We start from the raw sequence: 20,040 nt of genomic DNA on the forward strand, positions 1-20,040 counted from the left end.
CGGTGACCGGCCAGGACCTCGCGGCGTCCCTCACGACGTACGCCGCGTCCCTGCTGACCGCGCTGACGCCGGAGCGCCGCGAGGCGTTCCTGCTCCGCGTCGAGCGCTGGGCGCCCGACCTGCTGGAGGGCCTGGCGGTCTTCGACGACGAGGCCGTGCGACGCGGCACCGCCGAGCGGCTCGTCGGGGTGGCCGCCCGCGCGTACGCCGCACGGCCCGACGACCTCCACACGCTCGACGCGCGCCGGCTGCTGCGGCCCGGCTGGGTGCAGGACCCGGGCATGTTCGGCTACGCCTGCTACACCGACCGCTTCGCCGGCGACCTCGCCGGGCTCGAGCGCCGTGCCGACCACCTGGAGCGGCTCGGCGTCAGCTACCTGCACCTGATGCCGCTGCTCGAGCCCCGCGAGGGCGACAACGACGGCGGGTACGCCGTCAAGGACTACCGCCGCGTCCGGCCCGACCTCGGCGACCGCGACGACCTGCGCGCCGTCACCACGATGCTGCGCGGGCGCGGCATCAGCCTGTGCGTCGACCTCGTGCTCAACCACGTCGCGCGCGAGCACGCCTGGGCGGCCGCGGCGCGCGCCGGGGACCCCGAGTACCGCGACTACTTCCACGTCTTCGACGACCGGACGGTCCCCGACGCCTACGAGGCGACGCTGCCGGAGGTGTTCCCCGACTTCGCGCCGGGCTCGTTCACCTTCGACGACGAGCTCGCCGGGTGGGTCTGGACGACGTTCAACGCCTGGCAGTGGGACCTCGACTGGTCGAACCCCGCCGTCCTCGTGGAGTTCGCCGACGTCGTCTGCGACCTCGCGAACCTCGGGGTCGAGGTGGTGCGACTGGACGCCGTCGCCTTCCTCTGGAAGCGCATGGGGACCAGCTGCCAGAACCAGCCCGAGGTGCACCAGCTCGTGCAGGCCCTGCGGGCCACGACGCGGATGGCCGCGCCCGCCGTCCTGTTCAAGGCCGAGGCGATCGTGGGCCCGCGGGACCTCGTCGCCTACCTGGGCGGCTCGGAGGGCGGCCGGCACGTCGGCCGGGTGAGCGACCTGGCCTACCACAACAGCCTCATGGTGCAGGTGTGGTCGATGCTCGCCACCGGCGAGACGCGCCTGGCGCGCCACGCGCTGCGGGCGCTGCCGCCGACGCCGCCCGGCGGCACGTGGATCACCTACGTCCGCTGCCACGACGACATCGGCTGGGCCGTCGACGACGGTGACGCCGCCGCGGTCGGGGTGACCGGCGAGGGCCACCGGCGCTTCCTGTCGGACTGGTACGCCGGGGAGTTCGCCGGCTCCTGGGCCGACGGGCTCGTCTTCCAGGCCAACCCCGCCACCGGCGACCGCCGGATCTCCGGGACGGCGGCCTCGCTGTGCGGCATCGACGCCGACCCCGGGGCGGCCGTCGCCCGCGTGCTGCTCGCGCACACGATCGTCGCCGGGTACGGCGGCGTCCCCGTCGTGTGGAGCGGCGACGAGCTCGCGCTCCCCAACGACCAGCACTGGGCCGAGGAGCCGGGCCACGAGGCGGACAACCGCTGGGCCCACCGACCCCGCGTCACCGACGACCACCTGCCGCCCGCCCCGGGCTCGGCCGCCGACCGGGTGCTCGGCGGGCTGTCCCACCTCGCGCGGGTCCGGGCCTCGCTGCCCTCGCTGCACGCCTCGCTGGACCCGGAGGTCCTCGACGACGGCCTCGACGACGGCGTCCTCGGCCTCCTGCGCCGCCACTGGTCCGGCACCGTGGTCGGCCTCCACAACGTCACCGCCGCCCCGCGCCCGGTCGCGCTGTCGCTGCTGGCCGACCTCGGCCTCGCGACGCCGTACGACGTGCTGGGCGAGGCGCCCCTCACCGCCGACGCCGACGGCCTCGCCTGGCTGCCGCCGTACGGCGCCTGGTGGGTCGTCGACCGCTAGTCCGCCGAGTCGGCTCGAACGCACGCCTCCAGGACGCCGAGTCGGCTCGAACTCACGCCTCCAGGACGCCGAGTCGGCTCGAACGCACGCCTCCAGGACGCCGAGTCGGCTCGAACTCACGCCTCCAGGACGCCGAGTCGGCTCGAACGCACGCCTCCAGGACGCCGAGTCGGCTCGAGCTGTTGTCCCCAGAGCGTCGAGTCGGTTCGAAGGCGTCTCGTGAGAGCGCCGATCGGGTTCGTTGGGGCCGACTGGGCGTCCGTAGGGCATGTGTTGGGGGCCGACTGGGCGTCCGTAGGGCGTGTGTTGGGGCTGACTGGGCGTCCGTAGGGCGTGTGTTGGGGCTGACTGGGCGTCCGTAGGGCGTGTGTCGGGGCCGACTGGGCGTCCGTACGGCGTGCGTTGGGGCCGACTGGGCGTCCGTACGGCGTGCGTTGGGGCCGACTGGGCGTTCGTACGGCGTGCGTTCGGGCCGACTCGGCGTGCTGGAGGCGTTCGTTGGGGCCGACTCGCGGTCAGGTCGCCGCGGCGGACGCCGCCTCGAGGCACCAGGCGTCGGTGCGGGCGACGAGCTCCTGGCGGCCGGGGGAGTCGGCGACGGGCATCCGCAGGGAGCAGGCCAGCCAGGCGTCGCCGAACAGGCCCCGGTAGGAGACCTCGACGGTGCGGGCGCGGCCCTTGCCCGCGCGACACACCTGGGCGAGGGTCGGCTCGCCGTACGCCGCGGCGTCGCCGAGGGCCTCGCAGCCGTCGGTGCCCCGGGCGGCCTCCGCCAGGGTCTCCGCCTCGTCGGTGGTCACGGGCGGCACGAACACCCAGGTCCGGGCGACGACGTCCCCGGTGTCGCCCTCGCCGACGAAGACGCAGCCGTTCTCGTGCGCCACGTCCGTCACGCCCGGGGCGAGCGTGGCCCGCTCGCCGTTCGCGTAGTGCTCGGTGTCGCTGACGGTGCCGCCCAGCGCGGCCTCGACCTGCTCGGACTCGATCGAGTCGCAGAACGCCGTCCGGACGACGCCCAGGGCTGTGGTGTCGACCTCGGCCAGCGACGTCGGCTCGGGGCTCGGCGGCTCGGACGGCGCCGACTCCGGCTCGGTCGAGCCGCCCGAGCAGGCGCTCACCAGCAGCACGAGCCCGGCCAGGGGCGCGAGGGACCGGGTCAGGGACCGGGCGACGCTCCGGGGGACGACGGGCATGGCGCCAGCCTAGGGAACGGGGGTCGGAACGGGGTGCCCCGAGGACCTCAGGAACCTCGTCTACCCTCGATGCGGTGATTCGCTTCGAGAAGGTCACGAAGACCTACCCCGGCCAGGGCCACGCCGCCCTCGACGCCGTCAGCGTCGAGGTCGAGAAGGGGGAGTTCATCTTCCTCGTCGGCACCTCCGGCTCGGGCAAGTCCACCTTCCTGCGCCTCGTCCTGCGCGAGACCCGCCCCACCGAGGGTCGGGTGTACGTCGCGGGCAAGGAGATCAACCGCCTCGCGAGCTGGAAGGTCCCCGGGCTGCGGCGCCGCATCGGCACCGTGTTCCAGGACTTCCGCCTGCTCCCGAACAAGACGGTGACCGAGAACGTCGCCTTCGCCCTGCAGGTGATCGGCAAGCCCCGCGCCCAGATCGTCGACCTCGTCCCCGAGACGCTCGAGCTGGTCGGCCTCGACGGCAAGGGCGACCGGTTCCCGGACGAGCTCTCCGGCGGCGAGCAGCAGCGCGTGGCGATCGCGCGCGCGTTCGTGAACCGCCCGCAGATCCTCATCGCCGACGAGCCCACCGGCAACCTCGACCCCGGCACGTCCGTGGGCATCATGAAGCTGCTGGACCGCATCAACCGCACCGGGACGACGGTGGTCATGGCCACCCACGACGCGGGCATCGTCGACCAGATGCGCAAGCGCGTCGTCGAGCTCGAGCGCGGCAGGGTCGTCCGCGACCAGGCGCAGGGCGCCTACGGCTTCCAGAGCTGACCCCCAGGGCCCCGTCCCTGGCCCGACCCCGGCCTCCGGGCCGCCCCCGACCCCGACGGCAGGACCTCCTCACCCATGCAGCTGCGCTACGTGTTCTCCGAGCTCGCCCAGGGCCTCCGACGCAACCTCACGATGCACATCGCGGTGGTGCTGACCCTGTTCGTGTCCCTGACGCTCGTGGGGCTCGGCGTCCTGCTGAACCAGCAGGCCGACCGTGCCGCGGGCTACTGGGGCAGCCAGCTCGAGGTCACCGTCTTCCTCTGCCGCGACGGCGACGACAACCCGGCCTGCACCGGCGAGGTCACCGACGCCGAGATCGACGCCGTCGAGGCCGCCGTCGCCGACAGCGAGGGCGTGACCGGCTACCGCTACGAGTCGAAGGAGGAGGCGTTCGAGAAGGTCAAGGAGCTGTACGGCGAGGAGCGGTTCACCGGTGACAACCCGGCCGCCACGGCGGACGCGATGCCGCAGTCGGTCTGGGTCGAGCTGGCCGACCCGGACGAGTTCGAGACGGTCGCCAGCCGCGTCCAGGGGCTCGCCGGCGTCTCGCAGATCCGCGACCAACGAGCCGTCCTCGAACCCATCTTCACCTCCCTCAACGCCCTGCAGTGGGGGGCGATCGGGATCGCCGGCTTCCTCGTCCTGGCGGCCCTGCTCCTCGTCGGCAACACCATCCGCCTCGCCGCCCTGGCCCGACGGCGGGAGATCGGCATCATGCGCCTCGTCGGGGCCTCGAACCTCTACATCACCCTGCCGTTCGTGCTCGAGGCGCTGGTGACGGCGTTCATCGGCGTGACGCTGGCCGCGGGCGCCCTCGCGGCGTTCATGTGGTTCGGCATCGCCGAGCAGCTGAGCGACTCCCTGCGGTTCATGCCCTGGATCGGTCTGCCGGAGTACGGCGTCGCCGTCGCGGCCATCGCCGTCCTGGGCCCGGTGCTGACCGTGCTGCCGACACTCGTGCTCACCCGCAAATACACGAAGGTGTGACGCCTGGGGCCTATGGTGCGGGAGTTGTTTCCCCCGACCGGTGAGGCCCCTCGGTGCGCTCCCTTCCCCGCACGGCCCGGCGACCAGCGATCGCGCTGGCCGCGGCTGCCGCGCTCCTGCTCGGCGCCTCGCTGACGTACACGGCGGCCGCGGAGCCCGACGACCTCCGGCAGCGCGCCGACCGGCTCGAGGACCGCATCGACGACGCCGACTCCGCGCTCAGCGAGTCGAGCGCCCGCGCCCACCGGGCCGTGACCCGGCTCCGAGCGGCCCAGGACGACCTCAAGGACGCCCGCGCGCGCCTCGACGAGGTGCAGGACGAGCTGGCCGAGGCGAAGCGCCAGGACGAGCGCATGGCCGACCGCCTGCAGCAGGCCAGGGACGAGCTCGCCGAGGCCCGTGACGCGCTCGCGGCCGGCCAGGCGGACGTCGAGGACCAGCGGCTGGCCGTCGCCGACACCGTCGTCGACCTCTACACCGGCGCCGACCCGGGGCTCGCCGCCTTCGCGTCGATGCTCAACGCCGAGGACCCCGCCGACCTCACCCGCCGCGACGAGGCCACCGACGTCCTGGTGGGCGACGAGGCCCGGGCGTACGACGACCTGCGCGCCGCCGAGGTGCTGCTGTCGGTCGACGAGGACGCCGTCGAGGCGGCCAAGGAGCTCGTCGCGGAGCGCCGGGAGGCCGCCGCCGACAACCTGGCGCGCAAGAAGGACCTCACCGCCGAGCAGTGGCAGGTGACCACCGAGGTCAACGGGCTGGTCACCGAGCGCAGCCGCGCGCGGCAGGCCGCCGACCGGGCCCGCGCCGCCGACCGGCGGACGCTGCGTGAGCTCGAGGCCGAGAGCGACCGCGTCGAGGAGCTGCTGCGTCGCCGGGCGATGGCGGCGGGCGCCGGCGCCGGGAGAGCCCCGGCGGGCGGGGGAGTGCTCGGCTACCCGGTGGACGGGTACGTGACCTCGCCGTTCGGCATGCGCACGCACCCGATCTACGGCTACCGCGCCCTGCACGACGGGACGGACTTCGGCGCACCCTGCGGCTCGCCGATGTACGCCGGCGCCGCCGGCACCGTGGTCGATTCCTACTTCTCCACCTCGTACGGCAACCGTCTGATCCTCGACCACGGCCTGACCAACGGGGTCGGCCTCGCCTCGATCTTCAACCACGCGACGAGCTACGTCGTCTCCCCGGGCCAGCGGGTCGCGAAGGGTCAGCTGATCGGGTACGTCGGCTCCACGGGCTGGTCCACCGGCTGCCACCTGCACTTCACCGTGACCGTGAACGGCACCCCCGTGAACCCCATGGACTGGCTGTAGGTCGGACGCGCTCCGGCGCGCTTCCGGGCGCCCCGAGGCCGTCCTGTGCTTGGGTGAGCCATGGAACCGTGGATGTGGGTCGTCGTCGCCCTGGTCGTCGTGCTCGTGCTGGTCGCGGTGGGGCTGGCGCTCGCCAAGCGCCGGCGCCTCGGGCGGAGCGCACGGGCCCAGGAGCTCCGGGAGGAGGCCGGCGCCCGCGCCACCGGGGTCGCCCGCAGCGAGGCCCAGGCCCGCGAGACCGGGGCCGCCGCGGAGCGCGCCCGCGCCGAGGCGAGGGCCAAGGCCGCGGAGGCCGAGCGCCTCGAGCGGGAGGCCGCCGAGCGGGCGCGCGTGGCCCGCGAGCAGCGCGAGGAGCACGAGACCGCGCTCGCGGAGGCCGACCGGATCGACCCGGACGTCGACCACCGGTCCGGCGAGTCGGGCAGCCCGCAGATCGACACCGGCCCCGGGACGGCGCCCCGCGAGCCGGAGCGGGCCGCACCCGGAGCCGCCCCGACGACCGGCGACCGCCCGCCGCCGGTCGCCCCGCCGTCCGCGCACCCGTCCGCGCCGCCGTCGGCCGCACCGCAGACCCCCACCACCACGCCGTACCAGGAGCCTCCGGCGCCCCGGACCTGAACGCTGTTGCGCGGCTTGACAGAATGCCTCCTGTGGCACGCGAGCAGGGGCGCAAGCTGATCGCCCAGAACAAGCGCGCGCGGTACGACTACCACGTCGAGGACACCTACGAGGCCGGTCTGGTCCTGACCGGGACCGAGGTGAAGTCGCTGCGAGCGGGTCGTGCCTCGCTCGTCGACGGCTTCGTCGACATCGACCGCGACGAGGCGTGGCTGCACAGCGTCCACATCCCGGAGTACTCCCAGGGCACGTGGACGAACCACGCGGCCCGCCGGCGGCGCAAGCTCCTGCTGCACCGCGAGGAGATCGACAAGATCGCCCGCCGGGTATCGGAGAAGGGACTGACGGTGGTCCCCCTCGCGCTGTACTTCAAGGACGGTCGCGCCAAGGTCGAGATCGGTCTCGCGCGCGGCAAGAAGACGTGGGACAAGAGGCACAGCATCGCGGAGCGCCAGGCCGACCGGGAGACCGAGCAGGCCGTGGGGCGCCGCCTGAAAGGAATGACGGACTGACCATGCTCTCCCTGACGTACCTGAGCAGCGCCACGGAGCCCTTCTCGCGTGAGCAGCTCGAAGAGCTCCTCGCGCAGGCGCGACCGAAGAACGAGCGCCTCGGCGTGACCGGGATGATGCTCTACGCCGGTGGCAACTTCATCCAGACCCTCGAGGGCGAGGAGGACGCGGTCACCGACCTGTACTCCACCATCGAGAAGGACCAGCGGCACCGCGAGATCATGATCATGCTGCGCGAGAAGGTGAAGGAGCGCAGCTTCCCGGACTGGTCGATGGGCTTCGAGATGGTCTCCGACGAGGAGGCCGCGAAGATCCCCGGCTTCAACTCGTGGCTGCAGACCGACAAGAGCTCCCACGGCTCCTTCCAGCACAGCCGGGCCGGGATCTTCTACCGCCTGTTCAGCGACTACCCGCGCTGAGCCGGAGCCGGGCATGAGGTCCCTGACGTACGTGAGCGCCGCGGTGCGGCCCTTCCGCCTCGCCGAGCTGCACGACCTGATGGTGACCGCCCGCGCCCGCAACGCCTCGCTCGACGTCACCGGCATGCTGCTGTACGCCGGGGGCCGGTTCATCCAGACGCTGGAGGGCCCGGGGGACGCCGTCGACGGGCTCTTCGAGCGGATCGCGCTCGACCCGCGCCACGAGCAGGTGCTCCGCACCCTGCGCGAGGACGTCGGGGAGCGCAGGTTCCCGGACTGGTCCATGGGCTTCGACTACCTCGGCGACGAGCAGTCCCTCCACACCCCCGGCTTCACGGACTTCCTCCGTGCCGGGTCGACGCTGCACGAGGCCAGCCTGCGGTTCAGCCGGGGCGCGGTCGGCGCCCGCCTGTTCCGCGACTTGGCGTACTGACCTCCGGCGTGGCCGGGCCCGCCGCGGGCGCACCGCTCAGCGGCGAGGACGCAGCGTCCACCGGACGTCGTCGCCGACGCGGGTGACGTCGACGACCTCGGGACGGACGGCGTCCGCGATGGTCGTGACGCCGAGGTCGGCCACGGCGGAGCGACCGGCCCCGAGCAGCATCGGCGCGGTGTAGCAGACGACCTCGTCGACGACGTCCGCCTCCCACAGGGCCGCGGCGAGGGTGGGTCCGCCCTCGCAGAACACGTGGCGCCGGCCCGCGTCGTACAGCGCGGCGAGCGCCCCGTGGACGTCGCGGGTGCGCAGGTGGAGGGTGTCCGGTGCGCCGGGCACGGGCTGCAGCACCCGGGCGTCGGCGGGCAGGTCCCGCAGGCCCATCACGGCCCGCAGCGGCTGGTGGGGCAGCGGGGCGCCGTGGGCGTCGCGGACGGTCAGCAGGGGGTCGTCCACGAGGATCGTCGAGGTCCCCACCAGCATCGTGTCGGCCTCGGCGCGCAGCCGGTGGGTGTCGAGCCGGGACTCCGGGCCGGAGACCCAGCGGCTCGTGCCGTCGGCGGCGGCGCTGCGACCGTCGAGGGTGGCGGCGAGCTTCCAGGTGACGAACGGGCGGGCGTGGGTGAGCCCGTGCAGCCAGGCCCGGTTGAGCGCCCGCGCCTCGGCCTCGGCGAGCCCGCCGGACACCTCCACGCCGGCGGCGCGCAGCGTGGCGGCCCCGCCCGCGGCGAGCGGGTTCGGGTCGGACATCGCGTGCACGACCCGGCGTACGCCGGCGGCCAGGAGGGCCTGGGTGCAGGGCCCGGTGCGCCCGGTGTGGTCGCACGGCTCCAGCGTCACCACCGCGGTGGCCCCGGACGCCGCGGCGCCGGCCGCAGCGAGGGCGTCGACCTCGGCGTGGGGCGTGCCCGCGCCGCGGTGGTAGCCCTCGCCGACGACCTCGCCGTCCGCCGACAGCAGCACGCAGCCCACGCGGGGGTTGGGGCCCAGGGGGACGCCGGGGGTCGCGGCGAGGGACAGCGCCCGGTCCATGGCCTCGCGCTCGGTCCTCACGGCGTCCGATCCTGCCAGGGAACACCAGGGCGGCTGCGGTGTTGTGACGACATGACCGGAGTGGTGAGCAGCTACGAGCGGTTCCGCATGGCCGAGCGTCGTTTCGACGAGCGCGACTACCGCGGTGCCGCGACCCTGCTGGAGCGCCTGCTCGCCGACGTCGAGCGTGACGGCGGCGCGGGCCACGGCCTGGGTGACGCGCGTCAGCTGCTGGCGCGGTCGTACTACCACTCCGCGCAGCTGCGCCGGGCCGAGGAGACGACGCGGGCGATCCTCGCGGACGACCCGGCCGACGCGTACGCGGCGCTGCTGCTGGTCCGCATCCTCGAGCGCGGGTCGCGCCGCGAGGAGGCGGCGGGCGCCCGCCGGGTGGCCGCCGCGCTGGGAGCGTGAGTCGGCGCTCCGCGCTACGATGGAGGAGCACAACTCAAGAGGGGCTGATCGGTTTCGACTGGGGACGTTGATCCCAGGGGAAGCGGGTCGAGGAGCCAGCGTCATCTCGTGAACGATCGCTGGAAAACAACAACTGCCGATAACAAGCGCAGTCACTTCGCTCTCGCCGCCTGAGCGGTGATCGGAGGGTCGGTCCGGGTGCGCCTCCGCCCCGGGTCCCGGCCTCATCTAGGAGGCTTGCTCGTCAGCGCTCGCCGGGAGTGCTGACGGGGACTTCAACCCGGCTGAGTCCGTCGGTGACCTGCTCGTGGGAGCACCGGGACTGAGAAAACGCCACCACGCGCTACACCCGTAGAAGCCCTGGCACGGCGCCCGAGGACGCGGGTTCGATTCCCGCCAGCTCCACCACGGCACCACCTGCCTGACAGCCCTCTGAGCAGCACGGCACAAGAGCCGCCCCGGCCTCCCGGGGCGGCTCTCGTGCGTCGTGCCGTCCTGCGGGCGGTCAGGCCACGGTGACGGGGTGGCGGACCACCGCGTCGAAGAAGTAGCCCTGCGAGTTGAACGGGGTCACGTCCGGCTGGGTGCGCCCGGAGCGGTCGGTCGCGCGGGCGAGGAGCTCGTAGGTACCTGCCCGCGGCCGCCGCCACCGCACGGTCCACCGGGTCCAGCCCGCGCCGCTGTCGCCGGCGCCGCTGCGGGGTGCGCGGCCCGCGGGGTCGACCACGTCGGCGCGCTGCCACGTCCCGCCCCCGTCCAGGCTGACGTCGACGCGCCTGATCGGACCGGCGCCGCTCCAGGACCGGCCCGTCAGCGTGGTCGTCGTCCCGGCCTCGAGGGTGGCCTCCCACGGCAGCTCCCAGGCGGAGCGCACCGGGTTGAGGGTGAGGGGCGGGGAGTCGGCCGGGTGGTCGCCGCCGGTCATCCGGTAGAAGGTCGTGTTCCACGGCGACGTCTGCTCGCGCTTCGAGACCTCGAGCGACCCGAGCCACTTGATGCTGGCGATGCCGATCCAGCCCGGCAGCACCAGCCGCAGCGGGAAGCCGTGGTCGGGCAGCAGGTCCTGGCCGTTGGCGCCCCAGGCCAGGATCGCGTCGTCCAGGGCCTTCTCGAGGCTGAACGGACGGCGGACGCGGCCGTAGTTGGTCTCGCCGCTGACGAACTCGTCGTCCAGACCGGTGGCCATGACCGACACCGCGCGCGGCGACAGGCCCAGGCGGCGCAGGACGGTCCGCAGCCGGACGCCCTCCCACCGCACGGTGCCGACCGAGCCCAGCTTCCACGGGGTGCCGCTGACCGTCTGGTCCTGCTGGCTGCCGAAGAAGCTGCGCCCGTTGCCGGTGCACTCCAGCACGGTGGTGCGGGTGTGTCGCGGCAGCCTCCTCAGGTCGCGCAGCGTGAGGACGTGCGCGTCGTCCTGGCTCCGTCGCTCCTCGAGGCCGTCGCCGAAGACCCGCAGGGCGTACGTCGCGGGGTCGATCGTCGGCGTCCGCGTGTGGTTGCGGACGAAGAGGTCCCGCTGCGCGGTGTAGTACCGCGCGGGGTCGACGGAGTCCCAGCGCATCTCGGCGTTGGTGCCGTAGTCGTGGAAGCGCTCCGGCGGCAGCGGCTTGAGGATGTTCGGGGCGCCGGCGTACGCCGGGTGGCCGGGTCGCAGCAGGGGTGCGGCGAACGGGGTCACCGCCGCCGCGGACAGGACGGTGCGGCGGGTGGCCTGCGGTCGGGTCGTCATGGCGCCATTGAACACTATCGAGTTACTCGACTTTGGTCGTCGTAGCCTCGGCGTGTGGAGCTCACCTTCGCCGGCGTGGTCTGGGAGTGGCGCGGCCCCGCGCCCTACCACTTCGTCACCGTGCCGCCGGACGAGGCGGCCGAGATCGCCGAGGTCGCCCGGGCCGTCACCTACGGCTGGGGCATGGTCCCGGTCGAGGTCCGGGTGGGACAGACCGTGTCGACCACCTCGTTGTGGCCGAGGGCCGGCGGGTACGTCGTCCCGCTCAAGGACGCGCTGCGCACGCCCGAGGGCATCGCGCTCGACGACGTCGTCACGGTGACGCTCGCCATGGACGTCTGAACGGCCGCTCCGGCCGGGGGCGGTCGGGGTGGTCGGGGTGGTCGGGTGGTCGGTCGGCTCGCGGGAGGACCGTCGCGGACGCGGGTCGTCCGGGACCGGGTCTAGCGTGCGGGGGATGAGCGAGGTCCACGTGCTGAGCGTCGACCGGGCGCGGCAGGTGGCCGTCCGGGCGCAGCTGCTGACCGAGCCCCGCCCCACCGACGCGGCGGACGTCGTGCGGCACCTGACGACCCTCCAGCTCGACCCCACCTCGTACGTCGCCCGCAGCGCCGACCTCGTGCTGTGGGGGCGGCTCGGGTCGGCGTACGCGCCGGGGGACCTGCAGGACCTCCTCGACACCGGTCGGCTCGTCGAGCTCCGCATGCACGCGCTGCCGGCCGAGGACCTGCGGCTGCACACCGCCGAGATGGCGGCCTGGCCCGCGGGCACGGGCACCGAGGAGTCGCAGCGGTACCTCGCCGCGTGGGTCGCCGCGAACGACGGCTGTCGACGCGACGTCCTCGCGGCGCTGCGGGCGGACGGGCCGCTGCCGACGTCCGCCCTGCCCGACACCTGCGTCCGGCCGTGGCGCTCGTCGGGCTGGACGGGCGGCAAGAACCTCCAGCGGCTGCTCGACTTCCTGGTCCAGCGCGGCGAGGTCGCCCTCGCGGGCCGCGAGGGTCGTACGCCGCTGTGGGACCTCGCCTCGCGGGTCTACCCGGACGACGACCCGGTCCCGCTCGAGCAGGCTCTCGCCGAGCGCGGACGCCGACGCCTCGCCGCCCTGGGGATCGCACGCCCCCGGGTCGTCGGCGAGGCGGGGGAGGAGGCCCGGGTCGAGGGTCTCCGCGGACGGTGGCGCGTCGACCCGGCGTACCTCGACGCGCCGTGGCGACCGGGTGAGGGCCGTGTGGTCCTGCTGTCCCCGCTCGACCACCTGCTGCTGGACCGCAAGCGGACCGTCGAGCTGTTCGACTTCGACTACGTGCTGGAGATGTTCAGGCCCGTCGCCCGGCGGCAGTTCGGCTACTGGGCGATGCCGGTCCTGGACGGCGACCGCCTCGTGGGTCGCGTGGACGCCGAGACGGTCCTCGACGCCGGCGAGCTGCAGGTCCGCGGCGTCCACCCGGACGCCGGGTGGACCCCCGCCACGGCGGACGCCGTCGACGCCCGTCTCGAAGAGCTGGCGGCCTGGCTCGGCGTTGCGCGCGAGGATGTGGGCCCCGCGGCACGATGATCGACGGATGATGCCTCGCCTGGCGTCCGCCGTGGTCGCCGCCCTCGTCGCCGGTCTGCTCGCCGCGCCCGGCCCCGCCGCGTCCGCCCGCGGCCTCGCGGAGTCGGTGCGGTCCGAGGGTGGAGGCGGCCGGGTCAAGGACCTCGACCTCTTCGTCCCCCGCGGGTACGCCGACCAGCGCGTCGACGCGACCGTGCGCCTCCTCGGCGCCGACGGCCGCCCCGACGCCGGTCAGCGGGTCCGCCTCCAGCGCTTCGACGGCCGTTCGTGGCAGCTCCTCGCCGCCCGAGAGACCGGCGAGGACGGCCGCGTCAGCCGCCCCGTGACCCTGCGTCGGCGCGCCGAGCTCAACCGCTTCCGGGTCAAGCACACGACACCGACGCGCACCCTCACCACCCGCCGCGACCCGGCGCTGCTCCGACGCACCAGCCGGGTCACGCTCTTCGGCCAGAAGAAGCTGCGCGACGGCCGGTCGATGACCCTGCGCCTCTCCTGGGCCACCGGCCAGGGCGAGCGCCTGCGCGGCAAGGTGCGGCTCGAGCGGGACACGGGCTCCGGCTGGCGCGCCGCCGACACCCTGAAGACCAGCAAGCTGGGCAAGGCGCGCGTGCGGGTCCGTCCGCGCGTCGACACCCGGTTCCGTGCGGTCGGCCTGCCGTCGTCCTGGTTCCTCGGCGACACCAGCAACGAGATCGCCGTCGACAACCTGCCGCCCGGGGACCGCGTCCGGCTGCCCGCCGGGGCGCCGGCTCCGCGCCGCGCGCTGCCGGCGCAGCCGCGGGCGGTCGGCCGGGGCGCCAACGCCGTCGCGACCTACCTGCCCGACGACGTCTGGAACGACATGGTGGGCGTCAGCTGGCGCCGCGGCTGCCCGGTGGGCCGGTCGGGCCTGCGCCTGGTGCGCACCAACTACTGGGGCTTCGACGGCTACCGCTACCGCGGCCAGCTCGTCGTCAACGCGGACGTCGTCGGGCGGGTGCTCGGCGTCGTGCGCGGCCTGTACGCCGCCGAGCTGCCGGTGCGCCGGATGTACCGCGTCGACCGCTTCGGCTACTCCTCCCGCCTGCGCGGCGCCAACGGGTTCGCGTCGATGGCTGCCGACAACACCTCGGCGTTCAACTGCCGCGGCGCCCTCGGACGCCCCCGGGACCGCGCGGTGTCCGCGACCGGCCGGTCCATCGAGATGAACCCCTGGGAGAACCCCTCGCTGACCCCGAACGGCTGGGTGCCGGACGACTGGTGGGTCGGCCGGGCGCACCCCCGTGTCGCCTGGCGCTCCACCGCGCACCCGGTGGTGCGGGTCTTCGCGCGCCACGGCTTCCGCTGGCGCTACGGGACCTTCACCGCGCGCCGCTGACCACCGGGGGCCACGACGCCCCATGATCCGACGTGTGACGACACGTCTCGGGTCCCCGCTGGCCGCCCTGGTGGCCGTCCTGCTCACCGCCGGGCTGCTCGCAGCGCCCGCCTCGACCGCGAGCCCGCGGGACGGCCGGGCCGCCGACGGCGGGACCAGCCTCGCCGTGCCCCGCGGGTACGCCGACACCGTCGTCACCGCCACCGTGCGGGTCGTGGACGGCGACGGTGAACCCGTGGCCGACGAGCCCGTGCGCCTGCAGCGCTACGACGGCCGTGACTGGCAGCCGGTCGCCGACCTCACCACCGGCGCCGACGGCGACGCGCAGCACGACGTCACGCTGCGTCGTACGCCCGAGCGCAACCGGTTCCGGGCCCTCCGCACCACGGCGGACGGCACCGAGAGCGACCGCCGCGACGTGGCCGTGCTGCGGCGGAACACGGTGCTGCGCGGGTTCGCGCAGCAGAAGGTCCGCGACGGCCGGCCGGTCACCCTGCGCGTCAGCTGGGTCACCGGCAACGACGAGCCCGTCGCCGGTGCGGTCCGCGTCGAGCGGGGCACGAGGGACGGCTGGACGACGGCGACCCGCCTGCGGACCGACGCCGACGGCAAGGCCCGCTGGACCACCACGCCCCGCTCCGACGTCCGCTACCGCCTCGTGGGCGCCGCGTCGTCCTGGCACGTCGGCGACACCTCGCCCGTGCTGCGCATCGACAACCTCCCACCGGGCACCCCCGTGAGCCTCCCCGCCGGCGCGCCGCGACCCCGCCGGGGCCTGCCCGACCAGGCACGGGCCGTGGGGAAGGGCGCCAACGCGTCCGCGGTCCGCATCCCCGACCCGGTCTGGCGCAGCATGGTCGGGCGCAGCTGGCGGCGGGGCTGCCCGGTCGGGCGCCCAGGGCTGCGGCTCGTCCGCACCAACTACTGGGACTTCGACGGCTACCGCCGGCGCGGCGAGCTCGTCGTCAACGCCGCCATCGTGGGCAAGACGCTCGGTGTGGTGCGTGCGCTGTACGCCGCGGAGATCCCGGTCCGCCACATGTACCGCGTCGACAGGTTCGGCTACTCCGACCGCCTCAACGGGGCCGACGACTACGCCTCGATGGCCGCCGACAACACCTCGGCGTTCAACTGTCGCGACGTCGTCGGGGCGCCCGGGCGCCGGTCCCCGCACTCCTACGGCCGCTCGATCGACATCAACCCGTGGGAGAACCCGTACCGCTCCAACAACGGCTGGACGCCGAACACCTGGTGGGTGGGGAGGTCCCACCCGCGGGTCGCGTGGCGCTCGGCGGAGCACCAGGTGGTGCGGATCTTCGCCGCCCACGGCTTCCGCTGGACCTACGGGACGTTCGACGCGCACCACTTCGACGGCCGCCCCGTCGCCCGCCTGGGTCGCCGACCGCTCGCCTGCGACGGCGGCGTCTGCCACTGACGCGGGACGCCCGAGGAACGAGGGCGGACCGCGTCGATGCTGGTCGAGCAGCGCGCGCGACCGAGGGACGAGGTCGCGACCGCGCGTGTCGAGACCCGGTGAGGTGGACGACGGCCTCGGGGACAGGCTGGTGCCACCGACGCCGGTCGAGCCCGTGGAGACCTCGACCTGCGCGTGCGGGCGGGCCCGGTCTCGACGGACGCTCGGTCGCTGGCGCTCCCTCGCTGCTCGACCAGCGGTGGTCGCGGCGCCGAGTCGCCAAGGCGGCCGGCGGTGGCCACCGCCGGTCGGGCCTGCCGAGACCTCGGCCACCGGGGGCGCCGACGGTGACACAGTGACCCCATGCACCCCGCCCGCAGCTTCTGGCAGGCCTACGAGCCGCTCCACGCGATCGGCTACTTCCACCCGGCGTTCAGGGAGGACATGGCCTCCCGCGGCCTGACCGGTGGCTGGAACGACTACTTCGCCGCGCGGTCCGCGCCGCTGGGGGAGGTGCCGCCGGCCGTGGTCACGGCGCTCTTCTTCGGGTTCGCGCCGGCCCGCGTCGAGCGGGCGCTGCCGAAGGTGTGGGGCCGCATCACGCCCGACGTCGCGATCACCTCCCGGCTGGAGACCGCCAGCCGCGTCCTCGAGCCGGCCGTCACCGTCGTCGACCGCGGCGACCTCGAGCGGGCGGTGGACGCCCTCGAGAGCGCCGCCGACCACGCGGCGTACGACGGGCGCGCCCTCGGCGCCGCCTGGGCGAGCGTGCCGCGGCCCGACGACCTGCTCTCCCGTCTCTGGCTGGTGACCGCCGTCCTGCGCGAGCACCGCGGCGACGGCCACGTGCTCGCGTGCGTCCACGCGGGGCTCACCGGCCTCGACGCCTCCGTCACCCACGTCGGCACCGGGGTGACCGGGCGGGACATCGTCCAGGGCAGCCGCGGCTGGACCGACGAGGAGTGGGAGGCCTCCCTCGACGGCCTGCGCTCCCGCGGACTGGTGGTGACCGACGGCGAGACGCTCACGGACGACGGCCACGCCCTGCGCGAGCGGGTCGAGGACGACACCGACCGCCTCGCGTCGTCGCCGCTCGCCACCCTCGGCGACGACGCCGAGACGGTCGCCGCGACCCTGCGCACCGTCGCCCGCGACGTCGTCGACCGCGGCTGGGTCGGCATGCCCAACCCGATGGGACTGCCGCGCCCGTGAGCAGGCCCTGCGTGTTCTGCGCCATCGCGACCGGGGACGCCGACGCCGAGGTGGTGCTCGACGAGCCGGCGTACGTCGGGTTCCTCGACACGCGGCCGCTGTTCCCCGGCCACGTGCTCGTCGTGCCGCGCGAGCACGTCGACACGCTGCCCGACCTGCCCGCGGAGCTGCGCGACGGCTTCCTCGAGGCCGTGCAGCGGGTCTGCCGCGCGGTGGTGGCCGGGCTCGGCGCCCAGGGGTCGTTCGTGGCGATGAACAACGTCGTCTCGCAGTCCGTGCCGCACCTGCACTGCCACGTCGCGCCCCGCACCAAGGGCGACGGCCTGCGGGGGTTCTTCTGGCCCCGCACCACGTACGGCGAGGGGGAGGCCGCCGAGGTCGGGGACCGGCTGAGGAGCGTGCTGGAGCCGCCCCCCGGGTGAGCGCGTGACGGCTGCACCTATCGTGACCAGCGTCCGTTACTGATCGGTAGGAGGCAGTCTGATGGGTCGGTTCGACGAGCGGGTCGCCGTCGTCACTGGTGCGGCGCGAGGGATCGGTCTGGCCATCGCCACCCGGTTCGCCGAGGAGGGCGCCGCGGTCGCGGTCCTCGACCTCGACGAGTCCGCGGCGCAGCAGGCCGCGTCCGGGCTCCCCGGCAAGGCCGTGGGCATCGGTGTCGACGTCGCGGACGTCGCCGGCGCCGAGGCCGCGATCGAGCGGGTCGTCGCCGAGCTCGGTGGCGTGCACGTGCTGGTCAACAACGCCGGCATCACGCGCGACAACCTGCTGTTCAAGATGAGCGAGACCGACTGGGACCTCGTGATGAACGTCCACCTCAAGGGCGCCTTCGCGATGACCAAGGCCGCGCAGAAGCACTTCGTCGAGCAGCGCTACGGCAAGATCGTGAACCTCTCCAGCGTCTCCGCGCTGGGCAACCGCGGCCAGGCCAACTACTCCGCGGCGAAGATGGGCGTCCAGGGCTTCACCCGGACGCTCGGCATCGAGCTCGGGCCGTTCGGCGTGAACGCCAACGCCATCGCCCCGGGCTTCATCGCCACCGACATGACCGACGCGACCGCGCAGCGGGTCGGGATGAGCGTGGAGGACTTCCGCGCCGCCGCCGCGGACCGCAACCCCGTGAAGCGCGTCGGCCACCCCGAGGACATCGCCGCCATCGCCGCGTTCCTGTGCAGCGACGAGGCGTCGTACGTGACCGGGCAGACGCTGTACGTCGACGGTGGTGCGACCCTGGTCTAGACCTGGTGCCCCGCCCCGGGCGGCGCGCCTCCCGCGCCCGCCCGGCGGCGGTGCCACACTAAGTCGACCAGATCGGTAGACAACCAGATCGGTAGACAAGGAGGGACGCCATGCGCACGCGCAGCAGGCTCGCCCTGACCGCAGCAGTCCTCAGCACCACGCTCCTCCTCGCCGCGTGCAGCGGCGACGACGGGGAGCAGCAGGCCTCCGGCGGTGACCCGCTCCAGACCGTCTCGGGCCACGAGCTCACCTCGTACTGGCCCCTCACCGGCGAGCCCGTGGCCGCGGACCAGACCTCCGAGCGCACCCACCCGGTGCTGGTGACGAAGATCGACAACTCCTCGTCGTCCAGCCCGCAGGTGGGCCTCGGCTCGGCCGAGCTCGTGGTCGAGCAGCTCGTCGAGGGCGGGACGACGCGCCTCGCGGCCTTCTTCTACCGCGACCTGCCGTCCGAGGTCGGGCCCGTCCGGTCGATGCGGGCCTCCGACGTCGGCATCGTCGAGCCCGCCGGCGGGTCGATGGTGACCAGCGGGGGTGCCGCGCCGACCGTGGCGCGCATCCGCGGCGCGGGCATCCCGATCCTCACCGAGGGCTCGAAGGGCTTCTACCGGGCCTCCGACCGCTCCGCGCCGTACAACCTGATGGCCAACCTGAAGGACGTCGGCGCCGCGAGCGAGCCCACCCGCCCGCCGGACTACCTCCCGTTCGGCGACGCCGCGGACAACCCGCAGGGCAAGCCGGCGACGTCGCTGTCCGCCACCTTCTCGCCCGCACGGACCTCGACCTGGCGGTTCTCCGGGGGTGCCTACGACCTGACGAACGGGTACGCCGCCGCCGGCGACGCCTTCCGGGCCGACAACGTCCTGGTCCTGAAGGCGCGCGTGGGTGACGCCGGCTACCTGGACCCGGCCGGCAACCCGGTGCCCGAGACGATCTTCCAGGGCAGCGGCGACGCGACCCTCTTCAGCGGCGGGCGCGCCGTGTCCGGCACCTGGTCGAAGGACGGCTTCGGTGGCGCGCTGCGCCTCAGCGCCGGCGACGACCAGCCGCTGGTGGTCCCGCCCGGCAGGACGTGGATCGAGCTGATCCCCGCGAACGGCGGGTCGGTCAGCTTCTCGAAGTGAGGCTGCGGCTGGTCGGGAGCGGCACGCCCGCCTCAACCATCGTCCGCAGCCCGGCCACGAGGTAGGCCACGGCGGCCTCGACCCGGGCGCTCGCCGCGTCGGGGTCGTCGGCGGCCGTGACCGTCTCGCCGGCGGTCGACATCGCACCGAAGAAGATGTCGCTGATCGTCTCCAGCATCGGCTGGTCGACGACACCGTCGGCGTCGGCGTCCGCGAGGACGGCGGCGACCAGGTCGACGACGATCCCCTGGCAGGTGCGCTCCTGCTCGCGGAAGCGCTCGTGCCCGAGCACCGCCGGGCCCTCCTGGACCACGACGCGCCGGTACGCCGGCTCCCGGACGACGTCGAGGAAGGCCCGCAGGCCGGCGAGCGCCTGGTCCCAGGGTCCGCCCGCGTCCGCGAGCCGGCTCCGGATGCGCTCGCCGGCGTCGTGCTCGACGGCCGCGAAGACGTCCTCGAAGAGCGCCTGCTTGCCGCCGAAGTGGTGGTAGAGCGCGCCCTTGGTGACGTCGGCCCCGGCGACGATGGAGTCGAGCGAGGTCGCGGCGTACCCCTGCTCGGTGAAGAGCTCGGTGGCCACCTCGACGAGTGCGCGCCGGGTGGCGGCGGAGTACTGCGCGCGTCGCGTGGAGCCCGGGAGGGAGGCCACCGCGGGGCGGAGCATCTTGGCTGCTCGTGCGACAGGCATCACACCAGTCTACGGCGTGGGCGACCTCACCCGCAGATCGTTGGCATACCGCGAGTATGCCCCATACCCTGAGTACGTACCGTCAGTACGTGACGCACCGAGG

Annotated in this window: 21 protein-coding genes and 1 other RNA gene; 18 read left to right on the forward strand and 4 right to left on the reverse strand. The window is 74.2% G+C overall.

The features are described 5' to 3' along the window. Positions 1 to 2: 2 nt before the first annotated feature. Positions 3 to 1,922 carry an alpha-amylase family protein gene (locus tag MJ876_RS11285; RefSeq protein ID WP_240236392.1) on the forward strand — a complete coding sequence of 640 codons (1,920 nt, stop codon included), beginning with the start codon at positions 3 to 5 and terminating at the stop codon, positions 1,920 to 1,922. Between the two features lie 515 nt (positions 1,923 to 2,437). Here MJ876_RS11285 and MJ876_RS11290 read toward each other — a convergent pair. Further along, positions 2,438 to 3,115 carry a hypothetical protein gene (locus tag MJ876_RS11290; RefSeq protein ID WP_240236393.1) on the reverse strand — a complete coding sequence of 226 codons (678 nt, stop codon included), beginning with the start codon at positions 3,113 to 3,115 and terminating at the stop codon, positions 2,438 to 2,440. Between the two features lie 74 nt (positions 3,116 to 3,189). Here MJ876_RS11290 and ftsE point away from each other — a divergent pair, with 74 nt between their 5' ends. From ftsE to MJ876_RS11325, 7 genes are all read left to right on the forward strand, one after another. Further along, positions 3,190 to 3,879 (forward strand): cell division ATP-binding protein FtsE, encoded by a 690-nt coding sequence (gene ftsE / locus MJ876_RS11295; RefSeq protein ID WP_240236394.1) that lies wholly within the window; start codon positions 3,190 to 3,192, stop codon positions 3,877 to 3,879. 75 nt (positions 3,880 to 3,954) lie between these two features. Beyond that, the gene (gene ftsX / locus MJ876_RS11300) at positions 3,955 to 4,866 is read left to right on the forward strand and encodes a permease-like cell division protein FtsX (RefSeq protein WP_240236395.1); all 912 of its coding nucleotides are present in this window, start codon (positions 3,955 to 3,957) and stop codon (positions 4,864 to 4,866) included. 53 nt (positions 4,867 to 4,919) lie between these two features. Further along, entirely contained in the window at positions 4,920 to 6,182 is a 1,263-nt protein-coding gene (locus MJ876_RS22235) for a M23 family metallopeptidase (RefSeq protein WP_240236396.1), read from the forward strand. Between the two features lie 60 nt (positions 6,183 to 6,242). Beyond that, positions 6,243 to 6,800, forward strand: coding sequence for a hypothetical protein (locus MJ876_RS11310; protein WP_240236397.1), 558 nt, complete (start codon positions 6,243 to 6,245; stop codon positions 6,798 to 6,800). Positions 6,801 to 6,832: 32 nt separating this feature from the next. Next, complete coding sequence (gene smpB / locus MJ876_RS11315) at positions 6,833 to 7,312, forward strand: SsrA-binding protein SmpB (protein WP_308192594.1); 480 nt, start codon at positions 6,833 to 6,835, stop codon at positions 7,310 to 7,312. Positions 7,313 to 7,314: 2 nt separating this feature from the next. After that, the gene (locus MJ876_RS11320; RefSeq protein ID WP_240236399.1) at positions 7,315 to 7,731 is read left to right on the forward strand and encodes a BLUF domain-containing protein; all 417 of its coding nucleotides are present in this window, start codon (positions 7,315 to 7,317) and stop codon (positions 7,729 to 7,731) included. 13 nt (positions 7,732 to 7,744) lie between these two features. Continuing rightward, complete coding sequence (locus MJ876_RS11325; RefSeq protein WP_240236400.1) at positions 7,745 to 8,164, forward strand: BLUF domain-containing protein; 420 nt, start codon at positions 7,745 to 7,747, stop codon at positions 8,162 to 8,164. A 36-nt stretch (positions 8,165 to 8,200) separates the two neighbouring features. On the opposite strand, the gene ribD is transcribed toward MJ876_RS11325, so the two are convergent. After that, the gene (ribD, locus tag MJ876_RS11330) at positions 8,201 to 9,199 is read right to left on the reverse strand and encodes a bifunctional diaminohydroxyphosphoribosylaminopyrimidine deaminase/5-amino-6-(5-phosphoribosylamino)uracil reductase RibD (protein WP_275694869.1); all 999 of its coding nucleotides are present in this window, start codon (positions 9,197 to 9,199) and stop codon (positions 8,201 to 8,203) included. 72 nt (positions 9,200 to 9,271) lie between these two features. Between ribD and MJ876_RS11335 the strand changes: the two genes are divergently transcribed. Next, on the forward strand, positions 9,272 to 9,613 hold the full coding sequence (locus MJ876_RS11335) for a tetratricopeptide repeat protein (protein ID WP_240236402.1): 342 nt from the start codon (positions 9,272 to 9,274) through the stop codon (positions 9,611 to 9,613). 40 nt (positions 9,614 to 9,653) lie between these two features. Beyond that, positions 9,654 to 10,021, forward strand: a transfer-messenger RNA (tmRNA) gene (ssrA, locus tag MJ876_RS11340). A gap of 97 nt (positions 10,022 to 10,118) precedes the next feature. Here ssrA and MJ876_RS11345 read toward each other — a convergent pair. Then, on the reverse strand, positions 10,119 to 11,345 hold the full coding sequence (locus tag MJ876_RS11345) for a sulfite oxidase (protein ID WP_240236403.1): 1,227 nt from the start codon (positions 11,343 to 11,345) through the stop codon (positions 10,119 to 10,121). A 54-nt stretch (positions 11,346 to 11,399) separates the two neighbouring features. Here MJ876_RS11345 and MJ876_RS11350 point away from each other — a divergent pair, with 54 nt between their 5' ends. The 8 genes from MJ876_RS11350 (at position 11,400) to MJ876_RS11385 (ending at position 19,249) form a co-directional block, all read left to right on the forward strand. After that, on the forward strand, positions 11,400 to 11,687 hold the full coding sequence (locus tag MJ876_RS11350; RefSeq protein WP_240236404.1) for a DUF1905 domain-containing protein: 288 nt from the start codon (positions 11,400 to 11,402) through the stop codon (positions 11,685 to 11,687). Between the two features lie 115 nt (positions 11,688 to 11,802). Further along, positions 11,803 to 12,903 carry a DNA glycosylase AlkZ-like family protein gene (locus tag MJ876_RS11355; RefSeq protein ID WP_240236405.1) on the forward strand — a complete coding sequence of 367 codons (1,101 nt, stop codon included), beginning with the start codon at positions 11,803 to 11,805 and terminating at the stop codon, positions 12,901 to 12,903. Positions 12,904 to 12,910: 7 nt separating this feature from the next. Beyond that, on the forward strand, positions 12,911 to 14,260 hold the full coding sequence (locus tag MJ876_RS11360; protein ID WP_240236406.1) for a hypothetical protein: 1,350 nt from the start codon (positions 12,911 to 12,913) through the stop codon (positions 14,258 to 14,260). Between the two features lie 34 nt (positions 14,261 to 14,294). Then, positions 14,295 to 15,695, forward strand: coding sequence for a M15 family metallopeptidase (locus MJ876_RS22240; RefSeq protein ID WP_240236407.1), 1,401 nt, complete (start codon positions 14,295 to 14,297; stop codon positions 15,693 to 15,695). 342 nt (positions 15,696 to 16,037) lie between these two features. After that, positions 16,038 to 16,886 carry a hypothetical protein gene (locus MJ876_RS11370; protein WP_240236408.1) on the forward strand — a complete coding sequence of 283 codons (849 nt, stop codon included), beginning with the start codon at positions 16,038 to 16,040 and terminating at the stop codon, positions 16,884 to 16,886. Beyond that, positions 16,883 to 17,308 carry an HIT family protein gene (locus MJ876_RS11375; RefSeq protein ID WP_240236409.1) on the forward strand — a complete coding sequence of 142 codons (426 nt, stop codon included), beginning with the start codon at positions 16,883 to 16,885 and terminating at the stop codon, positions 17,306 to 17,308. The genes MJ876_RS11370 and MJ876_RS11375 overlap by 4 nt, the downstream gene beginning before the upstream one ends. 61 nt (positions 17,309 to 17,369) lie before the next feature. Next, entirely contained in the window at positions 17,370 to 18,125 is a 756-nt protein-coding gene (gene fabG, locus MJ876_RS11380; RefSeq protein ID WP_240236410.1) for a 3-oxoacyl-ACP reductase FabG, read from the forward strand. 110 nt (positions 18,126 to 18,235) lie between these two features. Beyond that, positions 18,236 to 19,249, forward strand: a complete 1,014-nt coding sequence (locus MJ876_RS11385; protein WP_240236411.1) for a DUF3048 domain-containing protein — start codon at positions 18,236 to 18,238, stop codon at positions 19,247 to 19,249. Here MJ876_RS11385 and MJ876_RS11390 read toward each other — a convergent pair. Next, positions 19,233 to 19,937, reverse strand: coding sequence for a TetR/AcrR family transcriptional regulator (locus MJ876_RS11390; protein ID WP_240236412.1), 705 nt, complete (start codon positions 19,935 to 19,937; stop codon positions 19,233 to 19,235). The two genes, MJ876_RS11385 and MJ876_RS11390, sit on opposite strands and share 17 nt — an antisense overlap. Positions 19,938 to 20,040 lie beyond the last annotated feature (103 nt).

Origin of the sequence: Nocardioides sp. CFH 31398, assembly GCF_022436705.1 — a bacterium.
In the GTDB taxonomy this organism is placed as follows: Bacteria; Actinomycetota; Actinomycetes; order Propionibacteriales; family Nocardioidaceae; genus Nocardioides.

Coding starts and splice junctions, on each gene's coding strand:
- MJ876_RS11290 (WP_240236393.1), bottom strand. CDS start 3,115: ATGCCCGTCGTCCCCCGGAGCGTCGCCCGGTCCCTGACCCGGTCCCTC.
- ftsX (WP_240236395.1), top strand. CDS start 3,955: ATGCAGCTGCGCTACGTGTTCTCCGAGCTCGCCCAGGGCCTCCGACGC.
- MJ876_RS11310 (WP_240236397.1), top strand. CDS start 6,243: ATGGAACCGTGGATGTGGGTCGTCGTCGCCCTGGTCGTCGTGCTCGTG.
- MJ876_RS11320 (WP_240236399.1), top strand. CDS start 7,315: ATGCTCTCCCTGACGTACCTGAGCAGCGCCACGGAGCCCTTCTCGCGT.
- MJ876_RS11325 (WP_240236400.1), top strand. CDS start 7,745: ATGAGGTCCCTGACGTACGTGAGCGCCGCGGTGCGGCCCTTCCGCCTC.
- ribD (WP_275694869.1), bottom strand. CDS start 9,199: ATGGACCGGGCGCTGTCCCTCGCCGCGACCCCCGGCGTCCCCCTGGGC.
- MJ876_RS11335 (WP_240236402.1), top strand. CDS start 9,272: ATGACCGGAGTGGTGAGCAGCTACGAGCGGTTCCGCATGGCCGAGCGT.
- MJ876_RS11345 (WP_240236403.1), bottom strand. CDS start 11,345: ATGACGACCCGACCGCAGGCCACCCGCCGCACCGTCCTGTCCGCGGCG.
- MJ876_RS11355 (WP_240236405.1), top strand. CDS start 11,803: ATGAGCGAGGTCCACGTGCTGAGCGTCGACCGGGCGCGGCAGGTGGCC.
- MJ876_RS11360 (WP_240236406.1), top strand. CDS start 12,911: ATGATGCCTCGCCTGGCGTCCGCCGTGGTCGCCGCCCTCGTCGCCGGT.
- MJ876_RS11370 (WP_240236408.1), top strand. CDS start 16,038: ATGCACCCCGCCCGCAGCTTCTGGCAGGCCTACGAGCCGCTCCACGCG.
- fabG (WP_240236410.1), top strand. CDS start 17,370: ATGGGTCGGTTCGACGAGCGGGTCGCCGTCGTCACTGGTGCGGCGCGA.
- MJ876_RS11385 (WP_240236411.1), top strand. CDS start 18,236: ATGCGCACGCGCAGCAGGCTCGCCCTGACCGCAGCAGTCCTCAGCACC.
- MJ876_RS11390 (WP_240236412.1), bottom strand. CDS start 19,937: ATGCCTGTCGCACGAGCAGCCAAGATGCTCCGCCCCGCGGTGGCCTCC.